Origin of the sequence: Kitasatospora sp. NBC_01266, assembly GCF_036242395.1 — a bacterium.
Classification (GTDB): Bacteria; Actinomycetota; Actinomycetes; order Streptomycetales; family Streptomycetaceae; genus Kitasatospora.
Genome location: NZ_CP108458.1, coordinates 5,450,158 through 5,471,690 on the forward strand (window position 1 = coordinate 5,450,158; position 21,533 = coordinate 5,471,690).

General features: G+C 70.8%; 22 protein-coding genes. 20 read left to right on the forward strand and 2 right to left on the reverse strand.

What is annotated here, in order from left to right; genetic code table 11:
* The first annotated feature begins 4 nt into the window (after window positions 1-4).
* The 18 genes from glyA to OG403_RS23950 all read left to right on the forward strand — a co-directional run bounded on the left by glyA (window position 5) and on the right by OG403_RS23950 (window position 17,068).
* Window positions 5-1,288, forward strand: a complete 1,284-nt coding sequence (gene glyA / locus OG403_RS23865; protein WP_329567646.1) for a serine hydroxymethyltransferase — start codon at window positions 5-7, stop codon at window positions 1,286-1,288.
* A gap of 132 nt (window positions 1,289-1,420) precedes the next feature.
* Window positions 1,421-2,797: an MraY family glycosyltransferase gene (locus OG403_RS23870; RefSeq protein WP_329567648.1), complete on the forward strand. Its 1,377-nt coding sequence runs from the start codon at window positions 1,421-1,423 to the stop codon at window positions 2,795-2,797.
* Window positions 2,798-3,215: 418 nt separating this feature from the next.
* Window positions 3,216-3,659: a hypothetical protein gene (locus tag OG403_RS23875; protein ID WP_329567650.1), complete on the forward strand. Its 444-nt coding sequence runs from the start codon at window positions 3,216-3,218 to the stop codon at window positions 3,657-3,659.
* A gap of 300 nt (window positions 3,660-3,959) precedes the next feature.
* A complete protein-coding gene (gene atpB, locus OG403_RS23880; protein WP_329567652.1) occupies window positions 3,960-4,775 on the forward strand; it encodes a F0F1 ATP synthase subunit A in 816 nt (271 codons plus the stop codon).
* Window positions 4,776-4,863: 88 nt separating this feature from the next.
* The gene (gene atpE / locus OG403_RS23885) at window positions 4,864-5,103 is read left to right on the forward strand and encodes an ATP synthase F0 subunit C (protein ID WP_329567653.1); all 240 of its coding nucleotides are present in this window, start codon (window positions 4,864-4,866) and stop codon (window positions 5,101-5,103) included.
* A gap of 35 nt (window positions 5,104-5,138) precedes the next feature.
* A complete protein-coding gene (locus OG403_RS23890; protein WP_329567655.1) occupies window positions 5,139-5,696 on the forward strand; it encodes a F0F1 ATP synthase subunit B in 558 nt (185 codons plus the stop codon).
* Window positions 5,693-6,508 (forward strand): F0F1 ATP synthase subunit delta, encoded by an 816-nt coding sequence (locus OG403_RS23895; RefSeq protein WP_329567657.1) that lies wholly within the window; start codon window positions 5,693-5,695, stop codon window positions 6,506-6,508. The genes OG403_RS23890 and OG403_RS23895 overlap by 4 nt, the downstream gene beginning before the upstream one ends.
* A 164-nt stretch (window positions 6,509-6,672) precedes the next feature.
* Entirely contained in the window at window positions 6,673-8,247 is a 1,575-nt protein-coding gene (gene atpA, locus OG403_RS23900; protein WP_329567659.1) for a F0F1 ATP synthase subunit alpha, read from the forward strand.
* Window positions 8,248-8,279: 32 nt separating this feature from the next.
* Window positions 8,280-9,194 (forward strand): F0F1 ATP synthase subunit gamma, encoded by a 915-nt coding sequence (locus OG403_RS23905; RefSeq protein WP_329567661.1) that lies wholly within the window; start codon window positions 8,280-8,282, stop codon window positions 9,192-9,194.
* A 2-nt stretch (window positions 9,195-9,196) separates the two neighbouring features.
* The gene (gene atpD, locus OG403_RS23910) at window positions 9,197-10,642 is read left to right on the forward strand and encodes a F0F1 ATP synthase subunit beta (protein WP_329567663.1); all 1,446 of its coding nucleotides are present in this window, start codon (window positions 9,197-9,199) and stop codon (window positions 10,640-10,642) included.
* A 183-nt stretch (window positions 10,643-10,825) separates the two neighbouring features.
* Window positions 10,826-11,203 carry a F0F1 ATP synthase subunit epsilon gene (locus tag OG403_RS23915; protein ID WP_329567665.1) on the forward strand — a complete coding sequence of 126 codons (378 nt, stop codon included), beginning with the start codon at window positions 10,826-10,828 and terminating at the stop codon, window positions 11,201-11,203.
* Window positions 11,204-11,364: 161 nt separating this feature from the next.
* Window positions 11,365-11,865 carry a DUF2550 domain-containing protein gene (locus OG403_RS23920; protein ID WP_329567667.1) on the forward strand — a complete coding sequence of 167 codons (501 nt, stop codon included), beginning with the start codon at window positions 11,365-11,367 and terminating at the stop codon, window positions 11,863-11,865.
* A 368-nt stretch (window positions 11,866-12,233) separates the two neighbouring features.
* Window positions 12,234-12,872 (forward strand): Uma2 family endonuclease, encoded by a 639-nt coding sequence (locus tag OG403_RS23925; protein WP_329572502.1) that lies wholly within the window; start codon window positions 12,234-12,236, stop codon window positions 12,870-12,872.
* Window positions 12,873-12,882: 10 nt separating this feature from the next.
* The gene (locus OG403_RS23930) at window positions 12,883-13,455 is read left to right on the forward strand and encodes a cob(I)yrinic acid a,c-diamide adenosyltransferase (RefSeq protein ID WP_329567670.1); all 573 of its coding nucleotides are present in this window, start codon (window positions 12,883-12,885) and stop codon (window positions 13,453-13,455) included.
* A gap of 110 nt (window positions 13,456-13,565) precedes the next feature.
* Window positions 13,566-14,771 carry a sensor histidine kinase gene (locus OG403_RS23935; RefSeq protein ID WP_329567672.1) on the forward strand — a complete coding sequence of 402 codons (1,206 nt, stop codon included), beginning with the start codon at window positions 13,566-13,568 and terminating at the stop codon, window positions 14,769-14,771.
* Entirely contained in the window at window positions 14,768-15,430 is a 663-nt protein-coding gene (locus tag OG403_RS23940; protein WP_329567674.1) for a response regulator transcription factor, read from the forward strand. The genes OG403_RS23935 and OG403_RS23940 overlap by 4 nt, the downstream gene beginning before the upstream one ends.
* 158 nt (window positions 15,431-15,588) lie before the next feature.
* Window positions 15,589-16,461: a 3-hydroxyacyl-CoA dehydrogenase family protein gene (locus tag OG403_RS23945; RefSeq protein WP_329567676.1), complete on the forward strand. Its 873-nt coding sequence runs from the start codon at window positions 15,589-15,591 to the stop codon at window positions 16,459-16,461.
* A 220-nt stretch (window positions 16,462-16,681) separates the two neighbouring features.
* Window positions 16,682-17,068, forward strand: coding sequence for an STAS domain-containing protein (locus OG403_RS23950; protein ID WP_329572503.1), 387 nt, complete (start codon window positions 16,682-16,684; stop codon window positions 17,066-17,068).
* 306 nt (window positions 17,069-17,374) lie between these two features.
* Here OG403_RS23950 and OG403_RS23955 read toward each other — a convergent pair whose 3' ends face one another.
* Entirely contained in the window at window positions 17,375-17,728 is a 354-nt protein-coding gene (locus OG403_RS23955; protein WP_329567678.1) for a hypothetical protein, read from the reverse strand.
* Between OG403_RS23955 and OG403_RS23960 the strand changes: the two genes are divergently transcribed.
* Window positions 17,708-19,654, forward strand: coding sequence for a hypothetical protein (locus OG403_RS23960; protein ID WP_329567680.1), 1,947 nt, complete (start codon window positions 17,708-17,710; stop codon window positions 19,652-19,654). The genes OG403_RS23955 and OG403_RS23960 overlap by 21 nt on opposite strands.
* A 24-nt stretch (window positions 19,655-19,678) precedes the next feature.
* Here the strand turns inward: OG403_RS23960 and nucS are convergent, their stop codons facing one another.
* Entirely contained in the window at window positions 19,679-20,338 is a 660-nt protein-coding gene (gene nucS, locus OG403_RS23965) for an endonuclease NucS (protein ID WP_329567682.1), read from the reverse strand.
* A 716-nt stretch (window positions 20,339-21,054) separates the two neighbouring features.
* On the opposite strand from nucS, the gene OG403_RS23970 reads away from it, so the two are divergent.
* Window positions 21,055-21,447 carry an SCO5389 family protein gene (locus tag OG403_RS23970; protein ID WP_329567684.1) on the forward strand — a complete coding sequence of 131 codons (393 nt, stop codon included), beginning with the start codon at window positions 21,055-21,057 and terminating at the stop codon, window positions 21,445-21,447.
* Window positions 21,448-21,533 lie beyond the last annotated feature (86 nt).

A 21,533-nucleotide genomic window follows, 5' to 3' on the forward strand; every position in this document is an offset into this window, starting at 1 on the left:
CGCCATGACCCTCGCTGATGCCGCGCACGGACTGGAAGCAGGCAGCCGCTGGCAGCCGCCGACGGCCCTGCGCGTGGCCGATCCCGAACTGGCCGACCTGCTCTCGGCGGAGGCCGAGCGACGGGCCGGCAGCCTGCAACTGCTGGCGGGGGAGAACCTCGCCACCGAGGCCGTCCGCGCGGCCCTGGCCGGCCCGCTGATCGACAAGTACGCCGAGGGCTATCCCGGCCACCGCCACCACACCGGCTGCGCCGTGGCGGACGCCACCGAGCTGCTGGCGATCTCCCGGGCCCGCGCGCTGTTCGCCGCCGAGCACGCCAACGTCCAGCCGAGGTCCGGGACTTCGGCGATGCTGGCGGCGTTCGCGGCGCTGCTGCGGCCGGGCGACACGGTGCTCGCGATGTCACTGGAGCACGGCGGGCACCTGTCCTGCGGTTCGCGGTCCAACTTCTCCGGTCGCTGGTTCGACGTGGTCGGTTACGGGGTGCGCGAGGAGGACGGGCTTGTCGATCTCGACCAGGTGCGCGAGCTGGCCAAGGCGCACCGGCCCAAGGCGATCATCGCCGGTTCGATCTCCTACCCCCGGCAGCTGGACTGGGCGGCCTTCCGGGAGATCGCCGACGAGGTGGACGCCTACCTGATCGCCACCGCCGCGCAGATCACCGGACTGGTGGCGGCCGGTGTCGCGGCCTCCCCGGTGCCGTACGCCGACATCGTGGTGGCGGCCACCCACAAGCTGCTGCGCGGCCCGCGCGGCGGGCTGCTGCTCTGCGGCGGGGAGTTGGCCGAGCGGGTGGACCGGGCGGTCTTCCCGTTCACCCAGGGCGGCGCGGCGATGAACGAGGTGGCGGCCAAGGCGGTGGCCTTCGCGCAGGCGGCCACGCCGGAGTTCGGCGCCTACATCCGGCGCGCGGTGGACGGTGCACGCGCCCTGGCGGCGGCTCTCGAGCGGGTCGGCGCCCGTCCGCTGACCGGCGGCACCGACACCCACCTGGTGACCGCCGACGTGGCCCCGCTGCGGCTCACCGGAGCGCAGGCCGAGCGGCGCTGCGCGGCGGCCGGTCTGCTGCTGGGCAAGTGCGCGGTGCCGTTCGACCCGGCGCCGGCCGCGCAGACCTCGGGAATCCGACTCGGCACCGGCGCGGCGGCGGCGCTCGGATTGGGCGTCGAGCAGCTCGCGGAGGTCGGCGAACTGCTCGCCGCCCTGCTCAGCGGGGGTGCGCCGACCGCGGTGGCGGCCCGGGTGCGGGAGCTGGTGCGCGAGTTCGGGGCAACTGAAGGCCGCTAGGGCGAACCGCGATGCACACCGCGCTCGTCCGACTCAATAAGGTGGGTGCCGTGGCGACGCACCTCGAACCCCTCAGCCGTGCGGAAGTACCTTCCGTGCGCACTCGGCCGCGCGTGCGGAAGGAGGCCGACGGTGCGTGAGTACCTGCTCGTGGTCTTCTGCACGGCTGCCGTCACCTACCTGCTGGTCGGCCCCGTCCGCAAGTTCGCGATCATCGCCGGTGCGATGCCGCCGGTCCGCGCCCGCGACGTGCACCGCGAGCCGGTCCCGCGACTGGGCGGCATCGCCATGTTCGGCGGCCTCTGCGCCGGGCTGCTGGTGGCCTTCCAGCTGAGCAACCTCGGCAAGGTGTTCCACCAGGACTCCTCAGACATCAAGGCCCTGCTCTCCGGCGTCGGCATCATGTGGGTGATCGGCGTACTGGACGACAAGTGGGGCGTGGACGCGCTGGTGAAGCTGGGCGGCCAGATGATCGCCGCCGGCGTGATGGTCTACCAGGGCATCACGGTCATCTCGATCCCGGTCCCCGGGGTCGGCACGGTGTCGCTCAGCCCCACGCTGGGCATGGTCATCTCGGTGGCCCTGGTGGTCGTCATGGTCAACGCGGTGAACTTCATCGACGGCCTGGACGGCCTGGCGGGCGGCATGGTGTGCATCGCCGCGATGGCCTTCTTCCTGTACTCCTACCGGCTCTGGTACGTCTACTCGATCAGCGAGGCGGCGCCCGCCGTGCTGTTCAGCGCGCTGCTGATCGGCATGTGCCTGGGCTTCCTGCCGCACAACGTGCACCCGGCCCGGATCTTCATGGGCGACTCGGGCTCGATGATGCTCGGGCTGATGCTCGCGGTCGCCGCGATCTCGGTCACCGGCCGGGTCGACCCGGACCTGATCACCGCGCAGGCCGGTTCGCAGACCGCCACCACCCACATCCTGGTGCCGATCTACATCCCGCTGCTGCTGCCGCTGGCGGTCATCGCGCTGCCGCTGGCCGACCTGCTGCTCGCCGTGGTGCGGCGCACCTGGGCCGGGCGTTCGCCGTTCGCCGCCGACAAGCAGCACCTGCACCACCGGCTGCTGGAGATCGGCCACTCGCACAGCCGCGCGGTGCTGATCATGTACTTCTGGGCCGCGCTGATCGCCTTCGGCACGGTGGCCTTCTCGTTCACCGACACCGGCCGGACCGTGGTGCTCACCTGTGCCGGGCTCTGCCTGGTCGGCATCGTGGTGCTGCTGCTGCCGTGGTTCCGGCCCAAGGCGCCGGCCGCGGTGCAGTCCTTCGTGCCGCCGCGCTACCGCAAGGGCGCCCGGGCCGCCGCCCAGGGCCGGGCGGTGGCGCCGGTGGCCGAGCGGTCGCAGGCGCCCAGCCCCGCGCAGCCGGCCGACCGGGGTCCGGTCGGCCCGCTGCACGAGGAGCTGCCCGCGATGGCCGAGCTCTCGGCGAAGGACCAGGAGCTGCTCGGGCAGCTGGGCACCGGCGCGAGCGCGGTCGGCGAGCACCCCCAGCACTGACCGCGACGGCACTGATCGCGGGGCACTGACCGTGACGGCACCGACCGCGGCGGCACCGCGAAACCCGTCTCCGGTGCCCCTGACATCGAACTGACGTAGTCTCAACTTCTTTGCTCCATCTGCCTCACCCGATTGGCGGCACTACTGGGCCATCGGTGTGACAGGAGCCACACGTTCATGGTAAAGCTCTCATCAAATAGTTTGTGATACCGTTCACGAGTACCGAGAACACGCCGAAAGACCCAGTGGTGAAGGACTTCCGTCCCCAGTGGGTCAGACTCGACCGGTCCCGGCCGCTCGCCGACCGGTCTCGCGGCTGTCCCACTCGGTCCGGTGTCCCCGCACCGGTGCGCCACCCTTGTTCTCGTCTTTCTGCTGAGCAATCCCCCGTCCTCGACATGCCGCCGGAGTTGCCGACATGCCGTCCCACGACGCCCGGATCATCCGCGGCGCCGCAATCCCCACTGCGGTCGCCGGTGTGCTCGCTGTCGCGATCTCCGCCGCGGTGGTGGGGAGCAAGGGCCTGATCGGCGCCCTGGCCGCGACCCTGCTGGTGATGGCCTTCTTCAGCTTCGGCCAGTGGGCCCTGGATCGCCTGACCCGGAACAACCCGCAGCTCATGATGGCCGCCGCACTCCTGGTGTACATGACCCAGATCATGGCGGTGGCCGTCGTCCTCGCCCTGTTCAGGGATACGACACTCTTCGACACCAAGGTCTTCGGCTTCACGCTGCTCGGCTGCGCCCTGATCTGGACCGCCGGTTCGGTGCGCGCCTCGCTCAAGGCCAAGATCTTCTATGTCGAGAACGATTCCGCCCTGCGGAAGTCCGACGACTCGACGAAGTCTGGACGTCAACAGTGACCAGCGGTTGCTGTCCCCCTCGCGAGGGGGGCGGTGTTTATGCGGTCCTGACAGGCTGCTATCGTCCGTCGCAACAACGGAGTACGGGAAGCGGCCAGGTCCCGCCGAGCGGTGCGTGCACACCGACCGGACGGATCGCCCCCCGGACCCGCGCAGTCTTGAAAGATCCCGCGCCGGCATCTAGTGCCGGTGCGCCGGGTCCCCGAGAAACCCATCAAGTTCCAGTGCCGCTCCGTGGCCGCAGGCCGCGCCGACACACCGAGGTTGCCGTAACCATGCGTCACGACGAAGGAGTCCGTGGTGAGTGCTGACCAGCTCCACCAGCAGCTTGCCTCTGGGGGCTGCCACCTGTTCTCCGGCTGTGGCTTCCCGGCCCCCGGCCTGAATGAGTTCCAGTTCAACCCGATCTTCACGGTCGCGGGCTTCGGCTTCAACAAGCCGATGCTGCTGTCGATCATCTGCGCCCTGCTGGTGATCGGCTTCTTCTGGGCCGCGTTCGCCAAGCCCAAGGTGCTGCCGGGCAAGCTGCAGCTGGTCGGTGAGATCGGCTACGACTTCGTCAAGCGCGCGATCGTCTTCGAGAACATCGGTAAAAAGGGCGAGAAGTACGTCCCGATGATGGTCTCGATCTTCTTCTTCGTGTGGATCATGAACATCATGTCCGTGATCCCGTTCGCCCAGTTCCCGGTCACCGCGGTGATCGCCTGGCCGGCCGGTCTGGCGCTGGTCTGCTGGCTCACCTACATGAGCCTGACCTTCAAGAAGCACGGTTTCGTCGGCGGTCTGAAGAACCTCTGCTGGCCCTCGGGCGTCCCGGGCTGGGTCATGTTCATCCTGGTCCCGATCGAGTTCTTCTCGAACATCTTCGTGCGGCCGTTCACGCTCGCCGTCCGTGCCTTCGCCAACATGTTCGCCGGTCACCTGCTGATCGTCGTCTTCTCGGTGGCGACCTGGTACCTGCTGAGCCCGAGCCTGGGCGCGCTGTACGGGACCACCTCCTTCGTGGTGACCCTGGGTCTGACCGCGTTCGAGTTGCTGGTCCAGTTCCTGCAGGCCTACATCTTCGTGACGCTGGCCAGCAGCTACATCGCCGGTGCGCTGGAAGAAGCGCACTGACCCGGTTGCGGCCCCAGGCCACACCCCCCTCTGATCGTCCGGTGGCCAACCACCACCGGCCTCACCACCCTGCAAAGGACACAAAGAGATGGCAATCGTCGAGCACCTCGCTGCGGTCAACGGCTCCATCGCGTCGGTCGGCTACGGTCTCGCCGCGATCGGCCCCGGCATCGGCGTTGGTCTGATCTTCGGCAACGGCGTGCAGGCCATGGCCCGCCAGCCCGAGGCTGCCAACCTGATCCGCTCGAACATGTTCATCGGTTTCGCGCTGACCGAGGCGCTCGCCCTGATCGGCATCGTCATGCCGTTCGTCTACGGCGTCAAGTAATCCTGCCGTAACTCCACCGGACGGAAGGTCCAGATATGTCGCTCATCGCGATGCAGCTGGCTTCGGAGGACTTCAATCCTCTGATCCCCAAGACGCCTGAGCTCATTATCGGCCTGATCTGCTTCTTCGTGGTCTTCGGTCTGCTCGGCATGAAGCTCCTCCCCAGCATCGAGAAGGTGCTGGCGGAGCGCCGGGACCAGATCGAGGGCGGCATGGAGCGGGCCGAGGCCGCACAGGCCGAGGCGCAGGCCCTGCTCGAGCAGTACCGTGCCGAGCTCGCCGAGGCGCGTCACGAGGCCGCTCGGATCACCGAGCACGCTCGCGAGCAGGGCGCCGCCCTGATCGGCGAGATGCGCGAGGAGGGCCAGCGTCAGCGCGAGGCCATCGTCGCCGCCGGCCACGCGCAGATCGAGGCCGACAAGAAGCAGGCGACTGCCGCCCTGCGCCAGGACGTGGGTTCGCTCGCTTCGCAGCTGGCTTCCCGCATCGTGGGTGAGTCCCTGGAGGACCACGCCCGGCAGAGCGGCGTGATCGACCGCTTCCTGGACGACCTGGAGGCCAAGGCCGACGCGAGCGCGGCGGTCGCCAAGTGATCGGCGCCAGCCGCGAAGCCTTCGCCGCCGGCCGCGAGAACCTCAACGGCCTGACCGACAACACCGCGGTGGACTCGGCCAAGCTCGCGGAGGAGCTCAGCTCCGTCACGGTGCTGCTGGACCGCGAGGTCTCGCTGCGCCGGGTCCTGACCGACCCTTCGCGGTCCGGTCAGGACAAGGCCGAGCTGGTCGGCTCGCTGCTCGGTGGCCAGGTCTCCGGTGAGACCGTCGACCTGGTCTCCGGCCTGGTCCGGTCCCGCTGGTCCGGCTCGCGCGACCTGGTCGACGCGACCGAGCAGCTGGCCGCCTACGCCGAGGTCATCGCGGCGGAGCAGGCCGGCAAGCTGGACGACCTGGAGGACGAGCTCTTCCGGTTCGGCCGCGTGGTGGCCGGTTCGCACGCGCTGCGCGCCGGGCTGACCGAGCCGAAGGCCACCGCCGCCGCCAAGGCGGAGCTGGTGCAGAAGCTGCTCGGCGGCCGCGCCCTGCCGGGCACCGTCCGCCTGGTCACCGCGCTGGTCACCCACCCGCGTGGCCGTAGCCTGGAGCAGGGCCTGGAGTCCTACGCCAAGCTCGCCGCCGACCGCCGCGACCGTGTGGTGGCCCTGGTCACCACCGCCGTTCCGCTCAGCGACGGCCAGAAGCAGCGCCTGTCCGGCGCGCTGGCCAAGCTGTACGGGCGCGCGGTGCTCCTGAACATCGACGTCGACCCCTCGGTCGTCGGCGGTGTCCGGGTGCAGATCGGTGACGAGATCATCGACGGCACCGTGACGAGCCGCCTCGAAGGCGCTCGCCAGGCCCTCGAAGGCTGAGCCACCCGCACAGCACATCCGACCCTCGGTCGGGCGCCGGTCCCATCCCACGGGGCAGCCGGCACATACGAACGGCCGGTCCAACAGCACCGGCCGAGGATCGAATACTTGCGGCCCTCCTTGGGCGGGCCGAGGATCGCAACCTAGGAGAGCAGGGAAGCCTGATGGCGGAGCTTACGATCCGGCCGGAGGAGATCCGGTCCGCGCTGGCCGACTTCGTCCAGTCGTACCAGCCGGACGCCGCCTCGCGTGAAGAGGTCGGCACGGTCACTGGCGCGGCGGACGGTATCGCCCATGTCGAGGGCCTGCCCTCGGTCATGGCCAACGAGCTGCTGAAGTTCGAGGACGGGACCCTCGGCCTCGCGCTGAACCTCGACACCCGCGAGATCGGTGTCGTCATCCTCGGTGAGTTCGGCGGGATCGAGGAGGGTCAGACGGTGCACCGCACCGGCGAGATCCTCTCCGTGCCGGTCGGCGACGGCTACCTCGGCCGCGTCGTGGACCCGCTGGGTGCCCCGATCGACGGTCTGGGCGAGATCGCCTCCACCGGCCGCCGCGCCCTGGAGCTGCAGGCCCCCGGTGTCATGGTCCGCAAGTCGGTGCACGAGCCGATGCAGACCGGCATCAAGGCCATCGACGCGATGACCCCGATCGGCCGCGGCCAGCGCCAGCTGATCATCGGCGACCGCCAGACCGGCAAGACCGCGGTGGCGATCGACACGATCATCAACCAGAAGGACAACTGGCGCTCCGGCGACCCGAAGAAGCAGGTCCGCTGCATCTACGTCGCCGTCGGCCAGAAGGGCTCCACCATCGCCGCCGTCCGCGGCGCCCTGGAGGAGGCCGGCGCGCTGGAGTACACCACGATCGTGGCCGCTCCCGCCTCCGACCCGGCCGGCTTCAAGTACCTCGCCCCGTACACCGGTTCGGCCATCGGCCAGGAGTGGATGTACGACGGCAAGCACGTCCTGATCATCTTCGACGACCTGTCGAAGCAGGCCGAGGCCTACCGTTCCGTCTCCCTGCTGCTGCGCCGCCCGCCGGGCCGCGAGGCCTACCCGGGTGACGTCTTCTACCTGCACTCCCGCCTGCTGGAGCGTTGCGCCAAGCTCTCCGACGAGCTGGGCGCCGGCTCGATGACCGGTCTGCCGATCATCGAGACCAAGGCCAACGACGTCTCGGCGTACATCCCGACCAACGTCATCTCGATCACCGACGGCCAGTGCTTCCTGGAGTCCGACCTGTTCAACGCCGGCATCCGCCCGGCCGTGAACGTCGGTATCTCGGTCTCCCGCGTCGGTGGCTCGGCCCAGATCAAGGCCATGAAGTCGGTCGCCGGCCGGCTGCGCCTGGACCTGGCCCAGTACCGCGAGCTGGAGGCGTTCGCCGCCTTCGGTTCCGACCTGGACGCGGCCTCGAAGTCCCAGCTGGAGCGCGGCGCCCGCATGGTCGAGCTGCTGAAGCAGGGCCAGTACCAGCCGTTCCCGGTCGAGGAGCAGGTCGTCTCCATCTGGGCCGGTACCACCGGCAAGCTGGACGACGTCCCGGTCGCCGACATCCGCCGCTTCGAGCGCGAGTTCCTCGACTTCCTGCGGGTCGAGCACAAGAAGCTGCTCGCCGGGATCGTCGAGACCTCCAAGCTCGAGGACGGCACCATCGACGCGCTGACCAGCGCGATCGCCGCCTTCAAGCTGGGCTTCACCACCGCCGACGGCAAGCTGCTCAGCGAGCAGGCCTGAGTCCGGTAGCGAGGGAAAGGACGTAACGACCCATGGGAGCACAGCTTCGGGTCTACAAGCGCCGGATCCGCTCTGTCACCGCGACGAAGAAGATCACCAAGGCGATGGAGATGATCTCCGCGTCGCGCATCGTCAAGGCGCAGCGCGCGGTGGCCGCCTCCACTCCGTACGCCGATGAGCTGACCCGGGCGGTGACGGCGGTGGCCACCCGGTCCAACGCCAAGCACCCGCTCACCCACGAGAAGCCGAACGCCAGCCGGGCCGCGGTCCTGCTGGTGACGGCCGACCGCGGTCTGGCCGGCGGCTACTCCAGCAACGCCATCAAGCAGGCGGTCGCACTGACCGCCCGCCTGAAGGCGGAGGGCAAGGAGGTGGTCACCTACATCGCGGGTCGCAAGGGTGTCCAGTACTACGGCTTCCGTGACCTGCCGGTCGCGGACTCGTGGACGGGCTTCTCGGACAAGCCGACCTACGGCGACGCCAAGACGGTGGCCGCCACGCTGATCGAGGCCTTCACGGCCGAGACCGGCGGGGTGGACGAGCTGCACCTGGTCTCGACCAAGTTCATCTCGATGCTGACGCAGACCGCCGTCGACGCCCGGCTGCTGCCGCTGCACCTGGACGAGGTCCAGCTCAGCGACGACAAGCCGGCCAAGACGGAGATCTTCCCGCTGTACGACTTCGAGCCGTCGGCGGAGGGCGTCCTGGACGCGCTGCTGCCGCGGTACGTCGAGAGCCGGATCTACAACGCGCTGCTGCAGTCGGCCGCCTCCGAGCACGCCGCCCGCCGGCGCGCCATGAAGAGCGCGACCGACAACGCCGGCGAGCTCATCAAGTCGCTGACGCGGCTTGCCAACTCGGCCCGTCAGGCCGAGATCACCCAGGAAATCAGCGAGATCGTCGGTGGCGCCAACGCGCTGGCCGACGCTAGCGCGGGGAGCGAATGAGAATGACCACCACTGTTGAGCCGACCACGGCGACGGGCCGCGTCGCGCGGGTCATCGGCCCGGTCGTCGACGTGGAGTTCCCCGTCGACGCCATTCCGGACATGTTCAACGCCCTGCACGTCGAGGTCGACGACCCGGCCGGCACGGGCAAGAAGACCCTGACTCTGGAGGTCGCCCAGCACCTGGGCGACGGCCTGGTCAAGGCCATCTCGATGCAGCCGACCGACGGCCTGGTCCGTGGCGCTGCCGTCTCCGACACCGGTGCGGCGATCTCCGTCCCGGTCGGCGACATCACCAAGGGCAAGGTCTTCAACGCCCTCGGCGACGTGCTCAACACCGACCCGGTCGAGTTCAACGCCCAGGTCACCGAGCGCTGGCCGATCCACCGCAAGGCGCCGAACTTCGCGGACCTCGAGTCGAAGACCGAGATGTTCGAGACCGGCATCAAGGTCGTCGACCTGCTCACCCCGTACGTGCGTGGTGGCAAGATCGGCCTGTTCGGTGGTGCCGGTGTCGGTAAGACCGTCCTCATCCAGGAGATGATCTACCGCGTCGCCGCCAACTTCGGTGGTGTCTCGGTCTTCGCCGGCGTCGGGGAGCGTACCCGTGAGGGCAACGACCTGATCCAGGAGATGATCGACTCCAACGTTCTGGACAAGACCGCCCTGGTCTTCGGCCAGATGGACGAGCCGCCGGGCACCCGTCTGCGGGTCGCCCTGTCCGCGCTGACCATGGCGGAGTACTTCCGCGATGTGATGAGCCAGGACGTGCTGCTCTTCATCGACAACATCTTCCGGTTCACCCAGGCCGGTTCCGAGGTGTCGACCCTGCTCGGCCGGATGCCCTCCGCGGTGGGTTACCAGCCGAACCTGGCCGACGAGATGGGCCTCCTGCAGGAGCGCATCACCTCGACCCGCGGTCACTCGATCACCTCGATGCAGGCGATCTACGTCCCCGCGGACGACCTGACCGACCCGGCCCCGGCCACCACCTTCGCCCACCTGGACGCGACCACGGTTCTGTCGCGCCCGATCTCGGAGAAGGGCATCTACCCGGCCGTCGACCCGCTGGACTCCACGTCCCGCATCCTGGACCCGCGCTACATCGCGCAGGACCACTACGACACGGCCATGCGCGTCAAGGGCATCCTGCAGAAGTACAAGGACCTGCAGGACATCATCGCGATCCTCGGGATCGACGAGCTGTCCGAGGACGACAAGATCACGGTGCACCGGGCCCGCCGGATCGAGCGCTTCCTGTCGCAGAACACCTACGTGGCGAAGCAGTTCACCGGTGTCGAGGGTTCGACCGTGCCGCTGTCGGAGACCATCGAGGCCTTCAACCGCATCGCGGACGGCAAGTACGACTCCATCCCGGAGCAGGCCTTCTTCATGTGCGGTGGCATCGAGGACCTCGAGAAGAACGCCGCCGAGCTGGCCAAGAAGTAACCGGCCGCTGCGCCGTGAGTGACCATGAGGGGTGGTTCCCGCATCCTGGGGACCACCCCTCGTGGCACCACGGCTGTGATTCCGGTCATCTCCGCGCTTCTCGTTTCATGCCAGGGGCGCGAGCCCGTTATTCTTACCGAAACTCCCGAGAAATCGGGCGTTGCAAGAGCCTAGGAGCCCACGTTGGCTGAGCTGCACGTCGAGCTGGTCGCAGCCGACCGCAAGGTGTGGTCCGGTGCGGCCACCATCGTTGTCGCCCGCACGGCTTCCGGTGACACCGGCATCATGCCGGGCCACACCCCGGTGCTGAGCGTGCTGGAGTCCGGCCCGGTCACCATCCGCACGACCGATGGCGGCACCGTCATCGCCGCCGTGCACGGTGGCTTCATCTCGTTCGCCGACAACAAGCTGTCTCTGCTCGCGGAGATCGCCGAGCTGGCGGACGAGATCGATGTGAACCGCGCGGAGCGGGCGCTGGAGACCGCCAAGAGCGAGAGCGACGCGCACGCCGAGCGTCGCGCCGAGGTCCGCCTCGTCGCGGCCGGCCGCAAGGCCGCCTGAGTTTCGTGCTGCGGTTCGTTTCGTACTGAGGTTTGACCGACGGTCCCGGGGACGCGCGAGCGTGACCCCGGGACTGTCGTATCGGTTGGTAGGGACAGTGCCGTTGTTTCGTTGATACGACCGGCAAAACGGGGATGCGGGTAGCGAGGAGGTCGGTGAGCATGGTCCTCGCCCTTGTGGTGTGCGCGGCGGTCGTGGCCCTGGGGGTGGTCGGCCTGGTGGCGTTCGCGGTACGCCGCCGCCTCATCCAGCGGGTCGGCGGCACCTTCGACTGCAGCTACCGCCTGAAAATGCCGGCCGACGCCTCAACGCTCCCGGATCTCGACGAGAACGGACAGCCCACCTCAGCCCCGGTCCCCGCGACCGACGGCAAGGGGTGGGTTTTCGGTATCGGGCGCTACAGCGGCGACCACATCGAGTGGTTCCGGGTCTTCTCCTACGCGCCCCGCCCCCGCAAGGTGCTGCCCCGCCGCGAGATCGAGGTCCTCGGCCGCCGCTACCCCGAGGGCCAGGAGGAACTCGCCCTGCTCTCCGGCTCCGTGGTGCTGCGCTGCCTGCACAACGGCGCCCCGCTGGAACTGGCGATGAGCGACGACGCCCTCACCGGCTTCCTCGCCTGGCTGGAGGCGGCCCCACCGGGACAGCGCGTCAACGTCGCGTAGCGACGGGACGTGCAGGGATGGGGGTCCCCCCGCCCGGAGGGTGGGGGAGCGTCAACGTCGCGTAGCGACGGGACGTGCAGGGATGGGGGTCCCCCCGCCCGGAGGGTGGGGGAGCGTCAACGTCGCGTAGCGACGGGACGTGCAGGGATGGGGGTCCCCCCGCCCGGAGGGTGGGGGAGCGTCAACGTCGCGTAGCGACGGGACGTGCAGGGATGGGGGTCCCCCCGCCCGGAGGGTGGGGGAGCGTCAACGTCGCGTAGCGACGGACGCTCGTTCGAGTGGTCGGTGCGGGATTCCGTGCGACGGCGCGAGCCTGTTGTGCAGGCTGGTTGCGACCGCCCAGACTGTACGGAGGAGGTGTGTTCTCGATGACCGCCATGGCAGCCGAACCCGATCTCGACCTCGACATGGATGAAACCCCCGGCCTGGACGAGGTCCTATGGCAGGCATGGCTCGCGCTCGATCTCCCCGAGGGCTATCACGCCGAGATCATCGAGGGGCTCATCGAGGTGTCACCCACCGGGCGTCGAAGCCACGCGATCACTGCCAACAAGCTGCGGAAGGCGTTGGAACGCCATCTCGCGGAGAGCAGCAGTGACGCCTATCAGGACCTCAACCTGCTCCACGGTCACAAGGTCTACATCCCCGCCCTGGTGATCGCTGCGGAGGACCTGGACAGCATTCCCGACCCCAACGGCTGGGGTGCCGACGCGACGAAGGTCGCCTTGGTCGCCGAGGTGGTCTCACCGGGGCGGGATGCGCGGCAGCGCGACCTGGTCCGAAAGCACAGGGCGTACGCGCAGGCCGGTATCCCCGTCTACGTCATCATCGACGACCAGGACGGGACGGGCCACGTCACGGTGCACACGCAGCCCAATCCCGAGGCGGGCACCTACGAGGCGTCCAGCCGCGTTCCCTACGGCACCGACGTCACCATCCTCGAAGGCCCCGCCAAGGGCTTCGTGATCGACACCGCCGTCACCGGTGAGCCGCGCAAGCCTGAGTAGGCTTCGCCCCATGGTCAACCTCACGCGCATCTACACCCGTACCGGCGACGACGGCACCACCGCGCTCGGTGACATGAGCCGCACCACCAAGACCGACCCGCGCCTGCTCGCCTACGCGGACGCCAACGAGGCCAACGCGGCGCTCGGGATGGCGATCGCCGCCGGGGCGCTGGCCGAGGACCTGGTCGCGGTGCTGACGCGGGTTCAGAACGACCTCTTCGACGTCGGGGCGGACCTCGCCACGCCGGTGGTCGAGGACCCGAAATACCCGCCGCTGCGGGTCGAGCAGACCTACATCGACCGGCTCGAGGCCGACTGCGACCGGTACAACGCCGAGTTGGAGAAGCTGCGCAGCTTCATCCTGCCGGGCGGCACCCCCGGCGCCGCCTACCTGCACCTGGCCTGCACGGTGGTGCGCCGCGCGGAGCGGACGACCTGGGCGGCGATCGAGGAGCACGGCGAGAGCGTCAACCCGCTGACCGCGAAGTACCTCAACCGGCTCTCCGACCTGCTCTTCATCCTGGCCAGGACGGCCAACAAGGAGCGCGGCGACGTGCTCTGGGTGCCGGGGGAGAACCGCTAGGACCCGGCCGCTGCCAGGCTCGCGGCGTCGTCTGCTCGTCGCAATGGTGGAGTGCGGGCTGCAACCTTCGATGTACAGCCAACGGGCGCGCCGAGTGATGGGATGGAGCCGTGCTGCCGTTCCGCCTCTCCCCGCGCCGGGTCGACCTGGCGATCGCCACCGCCGGACTCGGCGGCGGGCTGCTGATGCTCGCCTGCCACGCCTACGACGAGGCTCCGCACATCACGCTCTGGCTGCGGCTGGCCTCCCTGGTGGCGATGGCGGTGCTGGAGCTGTTCCGGCGCCGCCGGCCGATCCTGACGGTCACGATCGGCGGCCTGGTCTTCCTGGCCGGTACGTTCACCGGGATCCTGACGATCACCGTGATCATGTACACCGACCTGCTCTACGCCGGGACCCTCTACGGGCCGCGCCGGATGCCGCTGGTTCTGCAGCTGACCGGGGCGGGCTCCAGCCTGGTGATCGCCGGCGTCATCGGGAGCCACCACACGATCGGCAACGCGCTGGGGGCGGCGATCTGGGTGGCGCTGATCTTCCTGGCCCCGGTCTGGACCGCGCTGCTGGTCCGCAGGTACCGGGAGCAGGCCGGGGCCGAGCGGCTGCGCGCCGAGCGGATCACGCTGCTGGCCGAGCTGGACCGGCGGGCCGCGGTGGCCGCCGAGCGTGCCCGGATGGCCCGCGAGCTGCACGACATGGTGGCCAACCACCTGTCGGCGATCGCCATCCAGGCCACCGGCGCGCAGGCGCTGGCCGGGCGCCAGCAGCGCGGCGTCGAGGACCCGGTGGTGGCCGCGCTCGCCGTGATCCGGGAGAACAGCGTGCAGGGCCTGGCCGAGATGCGGCAGATGATCGGCGTGCTGCGGGCCGACAGCGGTCAGCCGGCCGACTACCGGGCGCCCCGGCTGGACGCGCTGGACAGCCTGCTCGCCCAGGTCAGGGCGGCCGGCCGGGACGCCGGGCTGAGCGTCGAGGTGGAGCAGCTGGGGAGCGGGGAGCACCTGCCCGTGCCGGTCGAGCTGGCCGCCTACCGGATCGTCCAGGAGTCGCTCACCAACGCGCTCAAGCACGCCGGGCGCGGCATCGTGCGGCTGCGGCTGCACAGCGGCCAGGAGCGGGTGGAGATCGCCGTGGAGAGCCCGTACCGGCCGCAGGCGGGCCCGGCGCTGCCCGGCGCCAAGGCAGGCCTGGTCGGCATGCGGGAGCGGGCGCAGCTGCTCGGCGGCAGTTTCGAGGCGGGCCCGGACGGCGGGCTGTGGCGGGTACGGGCGATGCTGCCGGTGCGGGCAGCGGCCGAGAGCGAGGGGGAGCGGGTATGACGATCCGGGTGCTGGTGGCGGAGGATCAGGCGGCCGTCCGGGCCGGGCTGGTGATGATCCTGCGGGCCGAACCGGACTTCGCGGTGGTCGGCGAGGCGGCCGACGGCGAGCGGGCCGTGGAGCTGGCACTGGAGCTGCGCCCCGACGTGGTCCTGATGGACGTTCAGATGCCCCGGCTGGACGGCGTCGCGGCCACCCGGCGGATCACCGAGGCCGGGGCCGCCCGGGTGCTGGTGCTGACCACCTTCGACCTCGACGAGTACGTGCACGGCGCGCTGCGCGCCGGGGCGGCCGGCTTCCTGCTCAAGGACCTGGAGGCGGCGGCCCTGGTCGACGGCATCCGCACGGTGGCCCGCGGCGACGGCATGCTGGCGCCGTCCGTCACCCGACGGCTGATCAGCACCTTCGCCCGGCCCGAAGGCGGCGACCCGACAGCCGTGGAGAGGCTGACCCAGCGCGAGCGCGAGGTGCTGGCGGCGATCGGCGAGGGCCTGAGCAACGACCAGATATCCCGTCGGCTCGCCATGGCGCAGGCCACCACCAAGACCCATGTGAGCCGGATCCTGGCCAAGCTGGAGCTGCGCAGCCGGGTCCAGGCGGCGATCCTGGCGCAGGACTTGGTCCTGGCGCTGCCACGGCTACCACAGCTGCCGCGCTGACGCAGATCACACCCGACAATCGCCCCACGGCCGGGCGCTGGGCACTACAGTCCGAGCCGTGAGCGGCGCTGCTCCCGGCATGGGGGTACTCCTGGCCAAAAGCCGATGGAGACCCCTGCCTCGGAGAGCGCCTGGACGGGACTTCGGGAGAAGCAGCCATGAGCAACGTACCCACGCAGCGTCAGCAGATCGCCGTGATCGGCGCCGGACTCATGGGCGCGGGCATCGCGCAGGTGTCCGCGCAGGCCGGCCACCCCGTGGTGCTGCGGGACGTCACCGAGCAGGCGCTGCGGCGCGGCCTGGACGCCATCGAGGCCTCCTACGAGAAGTTCGTCGGCAAGGGCAAGCTGACCGCCGACGAGGCCACCGCCGCGCTCGGCCGGATCACCACCACCACCGACCTCGGCGCGATCGGCGAGGCGGACATCGTGATCGAGGCCGTCTTCGAGCAGCTGGAGGTCAAGGAGGCCGTCTTCCGCGAGCTCGACAAGCTGGCCAAGGACGGTGCGGTGCTGGGCAGCAACACCTCCGCCATCCCGATCACCCGGATCGCCGCCGTCACCGAGCGCCCGGAGTCCGTGGTCGGCGTGCACTTCTTCTCGCCGGTGCCGCTGATGCGCCTGGTCGAGCTGGTCCGGGGCTACAAGACCAGCGACGCCGCGCTGGCCACCGCGCGTGCCTTCGCCGAGGGGGTGGGCAAGGAGGTGGTCGTGGTCAACCGCGACGTGGCCGGCTTCATCACCACCCGCCTGATCACCGCCCTGGTGGTGGAGGCCGCCAAGCTGTACGAGTCCGGCGTGGCCACCGCCGAGGACATCGACACCGCCTGCCGCCTGGGCTTCGGCCACCCGATGGGCCCGCTGCAGACCGCCGACCTGACCGGCGTGGACATCCTGCTGCACGCCGCGCGGAACATCTACGAGGAGACCCAGGACGAGAAGTTCGCCGCGCCGGAGATCATGGCCCGCATGGTCACCGCCGGCGACCTGGGGCGCAAGAGCGGCCAGGGCTTCTACAACCACAAGGGCTGAGCCCCCTTTTAACGGGGGGTGAGTTTGCTCACGGCACTGCCGCAGATGGGTGATTTGCGCGGTAATCGAGCGTGCACCCCATGGACGGCTGCGTATATTCCCTCGGACGAGTGAAGTTGCTTCAGATCGGCCGGGGGAGCAGCAACCTGGACCGCTGGTCCGGCGTCAGATGGTGGGGCTCTCGGACCTGGAAGACCTGAAGGAGGACAGCGTGCGCATCGTGGAGTACCCCGGGCTCGGCGGCCGCACTGTCCTGGCCCTGGAGGGTCGACTGGACGTGCGGGGCGCGGCCGACGCGCGGGCCCGGCTGCACCAGGCGGTCGACGAGGGCGGCACCGGTGACCTGGTGCTCGACCTGCGGGCGCTGGACTCCTGGGACGCCACCGGGCTGGGCGTCATCATGGGCACCCACCGGCGGGCCGGCCGGCTCGGCCGCCGCCTGGTGCTGCGCGAGGTGCCGCCGCAGCTGCAGCGGCTGCTGGTGGCCACCAGGCTGCACCGGATCCTCGCGGTGGAGGGCATGGTGGCCGACCCGTGCGGGGCCACCGTGCCGGGCGGCGCGCCGGGCCAGTCGGCGCTGCCCTCGGTGATCGCCCCCTCGCGCTGAGTCCCGGTCGGGCCGCCGACCGGGGTCGGCGCTGCACGGCGGGGCCCGGATGTGCGAGAGTCTGCGCTCGACAGGACCGTTCGAATCGCCGCCGGCCCCGCCGGGGCGGTACCGCCGCGAGCGGTGTGACGGTCCGTCGGCCGTCGTACGCGCACTCATCCGTGCGGCGGCGGTCCGGTCCCTCACAGCGGCCGGCGGCCGGCGGCCGCCCGGCGGAGCACAGGCGGAGCGCATCGTGGCACAGCCATCCGGTGATGTCGGGCAGGAGAATCTGCGCGTGCGATCGGGCGACCTGGTCGCCGGACGCTACCTGGTGACCGTGGGCGGTGTGGACGGCACGGACGTCCAGCCCTGCCCGCCCGAGTACCGCCCCGAGCCGCGTCGCCGGCCGACCGGGGTGCAGCGCCAGGGCGGCGGGGCCGCCGCCCTGGCGCGGGGCCGACCCCGGCGGTCGGTCCGCTGGCCCTCGGCTCGGGCCCCGGCGACCTGCCGCTGCTGGACCGGGAGGCCGAGGTCGCCCAGCTGCTCGGCAAGCTCGCCGAAGGCCGCTCGATCCGGCTGCTCGGGAAGCCCGGGTCCGGCCGCAGCGCGCTGCTGGCCGCCGTCGCCGAGGGTGCGGGCGAACTCGCCCCGCACGGCGTGATCCAGCTCTGCGGTCACCGGCGGGACGCCGACGACCTGGCGCAGGACCTCTTCACGGCCGCTTTCCAGGCACCGGGCTTCCGGCCCGACCACACCCAACTGCCCGAGCTGCTGGCCACGGTGGGCGCGGTCGTGGTGATCGACGAGGTCGCGCAGGGCGGCACCGAGCTGGAGGAGCTGCTGGCCCGCGCCCCCGAGTGCGCCTTCCTGATCGCCCCGGCGGCTGACGCGGCCGGCGCCCTGCCGGCCGGCTCCCGGCTGGAGGACCACGCGATCGGCGGGCTGACCAGGCCCGCCTGCCTGGCGCTGACCGCGCGGCTGGCCGGACGGCTGCTGGACGAGGCCGAGCGGTCCTGGGCGGTCGACCTCTGGTTCGAGTCGCAGGGCCTGCCGCTGCGCTTCGTCCAGGCCGCCGCGCTGCTGCGCCGTCGCGACCTGGCGGTGGACACCCTGCTGGCCGCCGAGGAGGACCGGCAGAGCCTGTTCGGCGGCGGCGAGCAGGAGGAGGCGGCGGACCAGGACCCGGCGGTGCGGGAGGCCGAACTGCGGGCCTCGGTGCCGCTGCCCTCGGTGGCGCAGGCCGCCGCTCCCACGCTGCTGCTGATCGAGGGCCTCGGCGAGGCGGCCGAGGTGGTGCTGCGGCTGGCCGTCACGCTCGGCGGCGAGTGCCCGACCGCGCCGCACCTGCCCGCGCTGATCGACGTCGACCACGGCGAGAGCGCCCTGCGCGAACTGGTCGAGTGCGGCCTGGCCGAGTCCATCGGCGGCCACCACCGGCTCACCGAGGGCGTGCTGAAGGCGCTCACGGCGCACTGGGGCCCCGATGAGCGGAGCACCGAGGGCGCGGCGCAGCACTTCTCCTGGTGGGTCGGCCACGGCTCGGTGAGCACCGAGCAGATCGCCGCCGAGGCGGAGGTGGTGCTGGGCGCGCTGCATGCCGACCGGAGCGCCGGTCGCACCGACGCGGTGCTGCACCTGGCCCGGGCGGCGGCCCCGGCGCTCGCCCTGACGCTGCGTTGGGGTGCCTGGCGGCAGGTGCTGGAGCTGGGGCTCGAGGTGGCCCGGCAGAGCGGGCGCTCGCGCGAGGAGGCGTGGTTCCGGCACGAGCTGGGGGCGTACTGGCTCTGTCTGGCGGAGGGCGCCCCGGCGGGGCGGACCGCGGCCAGGAGCGCGCTGGAGGCGGCCTGCGGGCTGCGCGGTGCGGCCGGGGACAGCCGGCAACTGCTGGCCTCGCGTCGGCTGCTGACACTGCTTCAGGAGACCGAGCGGGTCCCGGTGGAGCCGGAGGCCGAGACCCAGGCGATCCGGCGCCCGGTGATCCGGGTGCTGGCCCAGCGCTCCTGGCCGCCGGCCGGGCTGCTGCGCGGCTGGTCGCGGCGGAACGCGCTGCTGGCCGTGGGCGGCCTGGTCGCGTTGAGCGCGGTGGGCACGGCGGTGGCGATCGGCGTCTCCGGGGGCTCCGGCGGCACGGCTCCGGCCGGCGGCGGCACGGGGGTGAACGGGAGCCTGCTGAACGTGGGGGGCTCGGGCAACACCGGGGCCACCGCCTCGGCTTCGGGCAGCGCGTCGGCCCCGGCCGCCGCGTCCGCCTCCGACAGCGCCTCGGCCACCGCGTCCGGGTCGGCCTCCGCCAGCGCGACGGTCTCGGTGTCGCCGTCCGCCGGCGCCTCGCGCGGACGGACGGCGACACCGACGGCGCGTCCGAGCGCGAGCGGTTCGGCGACGAGCACGCCGACGCAGCCGGCTCCGGGCCAGCCGGCGCAGCCGGCCCCGACCACCACCACGGCCCCGCCGCCGGTGCAGCCGCCCTCGGCGCCGCCGACGACGCCCAGCAAGGCGCCCAGCGCGCCGCCCTCGCCGAGCAGCCCGACGGCCAGCGGGTCCGCCTCGGCGTCGGCCAGCTCGACCGGCTCGTCCCCGGCCGCGCCGGTCAGTTCGCCCTGAGCGGGCGGCCGACCTGAGGGCGGATCAGAACAGCTTCAGCTTGTCGTCCTCGATGCCGCGCAGCGCGTCGTAGTCCAGCACCACGCAGTCGATCCCCCGGTCCGTGGCCAGCACCCGGGCCTGGGGCTTGATCTCCTGGGCGGCGAAGATGCCCTTGACCGGGGCGAGCAGCGGATCGCGGTTGAGCAGCTCCAGGTAGCGGGTCAGCTGCTCGACGCCGTCGATCTCGCCCCGGCGCTTGATCTCCACCGCGACGGTGCCGCCGGCCTCGTCCCGGCACAGGATGTCGACCGGGCCGATGGCGGTCGGGTACTCGCGGCGGACCAGCGACCAGCCGGCGCCGAGCACCTCCATCCGGTCCGCCAGCAGCTCCTGAAGGTGTGCCTCGACACCGTCCTTGATCAGTCCGGGGTCGACGCCCAGCTCGTGCGAGGAGTCGTGCAGGACCTCCTCGAGCGTGATGATCAGCTTCTCGCCCGCCTTGTTCAGCACCGTCCACGAGCCGTCGCCCTCCTTGAGGCTGCACGGCGGGGACATCCAGTTGAGCGGCTTGTAGGCGCGGTCGTCGGCGTGGATGCTCACGCTTCCGTCGGCCTTGACCAGGATCAGCCGGGTGGCGGAGGGCAGGTGGGCGGAGAGTCGACCGGCGTAGTCGACGGAACAGCGGGCGATGACAAGACGCATGGGGGCAAGCCTAGGCGGTCCTGAGCGGCGCTTGAGCGCGATCACGCGAGGTGACCGGAGAACGACGCTCGGTGCGTCAATGCCCTCGGCCGGCGTTCGACTGCGGACGGGATGTGCGGCGCTGAGAAGCGTTTCGGCGAGACGCGCGGTCGGGGGATCAGGGCTGGCGGAGCCAATTGAAGCAAGTCGATCCGAGGGGCGCGCCGGGGAGTAGAAGGGGGCGAACCATGGGAACCCGGGAGTCCGTGGCTCCCGCGGTCTGGCGCGTGCGCGCGCAGACCGCTACGTTGGGTGACGCCTTCGAACGCCCGCGTAGCCAAACGGGGATGGAGTGGGGAGATGGGCCGGTACTGGCGCCACCGGACTGGTTTCGGCCATTCTGGCCGCGTTGGCACCTGGTTCGGCGGCAATAGCGACAATCGCGAGTTTTGTCAGGCTTTGGCTGCCACCCTGGTCGCAGCCGCTTCCGCCCCGCCAGGGGTGCCGACCATGGCGGCACCACCGCACGCCGGGTCCGACCGGCGCACCCCGACCGGGGTCCACCGACAGAGCACGGCACGGAACCATTCGCACCGGATCAGCACAATCCGCACCAACAGAACGAACAGAACCAACGGCATCAAACGAACAAATCGCACCAATCGCACCTGGCACCATCCGCACTTGGCACGACCACCCGCGCGAGGTGCGCGTGGTGGACCCCGAGAGGAGAACCCATGTCGCTCGACGTCTCACCGGCTCTTCTGGAGAAGGCCGAGCGAGGCGAGGTCGACGAGCGGGAGTTCGTCGACTGCGTCCGTACGTCCCTGCCCTACGCCTGGGACCTGATCAGCTCGCTCGTCGCCCAGATGGGGGTCGACGGCACCGGCTTCGCGGACAACCAGGTCCCGCCGCCGAGCGAGCAGGCACGCGGCCAGTTGCTGCGTGCGATGGCGAGCGATGCCATCCGCGGTGCCCTGCAGCGGCACTTCGGGGTCAAGCTGGCCTTCCAGAACTGCCACCGCGTGGCGGTCTTCGGTCCGGGCACCGAGGCCGAGGAGCGCCACCAGCGGTTCACCTCGGTCCGGGCCCAGCTGCTGAACCAGTCGCCGGAGATGCGCGACTGTTGAGCCGTCAGCTCGGTCGGCCGCCACTTCCCTCGGTGGCGACCGACCGTCCTGACGGATCGCCGGAACCAGTGCACTGCCCGGCCGGG

Coding starts and splice junctions, on each gene's coding strand:
- glyA (WP_329567646.1), top strand. CDS start 5: ATGACCCTCGCTGATGCCGCGCACGGACTGGAAGCAGGCAGCCGCTGG.
- OG403_RS23875 (WP_329567650.1), top strand. CDS start 3,216: ATGCCGTCCCACGACGCCCGGATCATCCGCGGCGCCGCAATCCCCACT.
- atpE (WP_329567653.1), top strand. CDS start 4,864: ATGGCAATCGTCGAGCACCTCGCTGCGGTCAACGGCTCCATCGCGTCG.
- OG403_RS23890 (WP_329567655.1), top strand. CDS start 5,139: ATGTCGCTCATCGCGATGCAGCTGGCTTCGGAGGACTTCAATCCTCTG.
- atpA (WP_329567659.1), top strand. CDS start 6,673: ATGGCGGAGCTTACGATCCGGCCGGAGGAGATCCGGTCCGCGCTGGCC.
- OG403_RS23905 (WP_329567661.1), top strand. CDS start 8,280: ATGGGAGCACAGCTTCGGGTCTACAAGCGCCGGATCCGCTCTGTCACC.
- atpD (WP_329567663.1), top strand. CDS start 9,197: ATGACCACCACTGTTGAGCCGACCACGGCGACGGGCCGCGTCGCGCGG.
- OG403_RS23920 (WP_329567667.1), top strand. CDS start 11,365: ATGGTCCTCGCCCTTGTGGTGTGCGCGGCGGTCGTGGCCCTGGGGGTG.
- OG403_RS23925 (WP_329572502.1), top strand. CDS start 12,234: ATGACCGCCATGGCAGCCGAACCCGATCTCGACCTCGACATGGATGAA.
- OG403_RS23930 (WP_329567670.1), top strand. CDS start 12,883: ATGGTCAACCTCACGCGCATCTACACCCGTACCGGCGACGACGGCACC.
- OG403_RS23940 (WP_329567674.1), top strand. CDS start 14,768: ATGACGATCCGGGTGCTGGTGGCGGAGGATCAGGCGGCCGTCCGGGCC.
- OG403_RS23945 (WP_329567676.1), top strand. CDS start 15,589: ATGAGCAACGTACCCACGCAGCGTCAGCAGATCGCCGTGATCGGCGCC.
- nucS (WP_329567682.1), bottom strand. CDS start 20,338: ATGCGTCTTGTCATCGCCCGCTGTTCCGTCGACTACGCCGGTCGACTC.
- OG403_RS23970 (WP_329567684.1), top strand. CDS start 21,055: ATGTCGCTCGACGTCTCACCGGCTCTTCTGGAGAAGGCCGAGCGAGGC.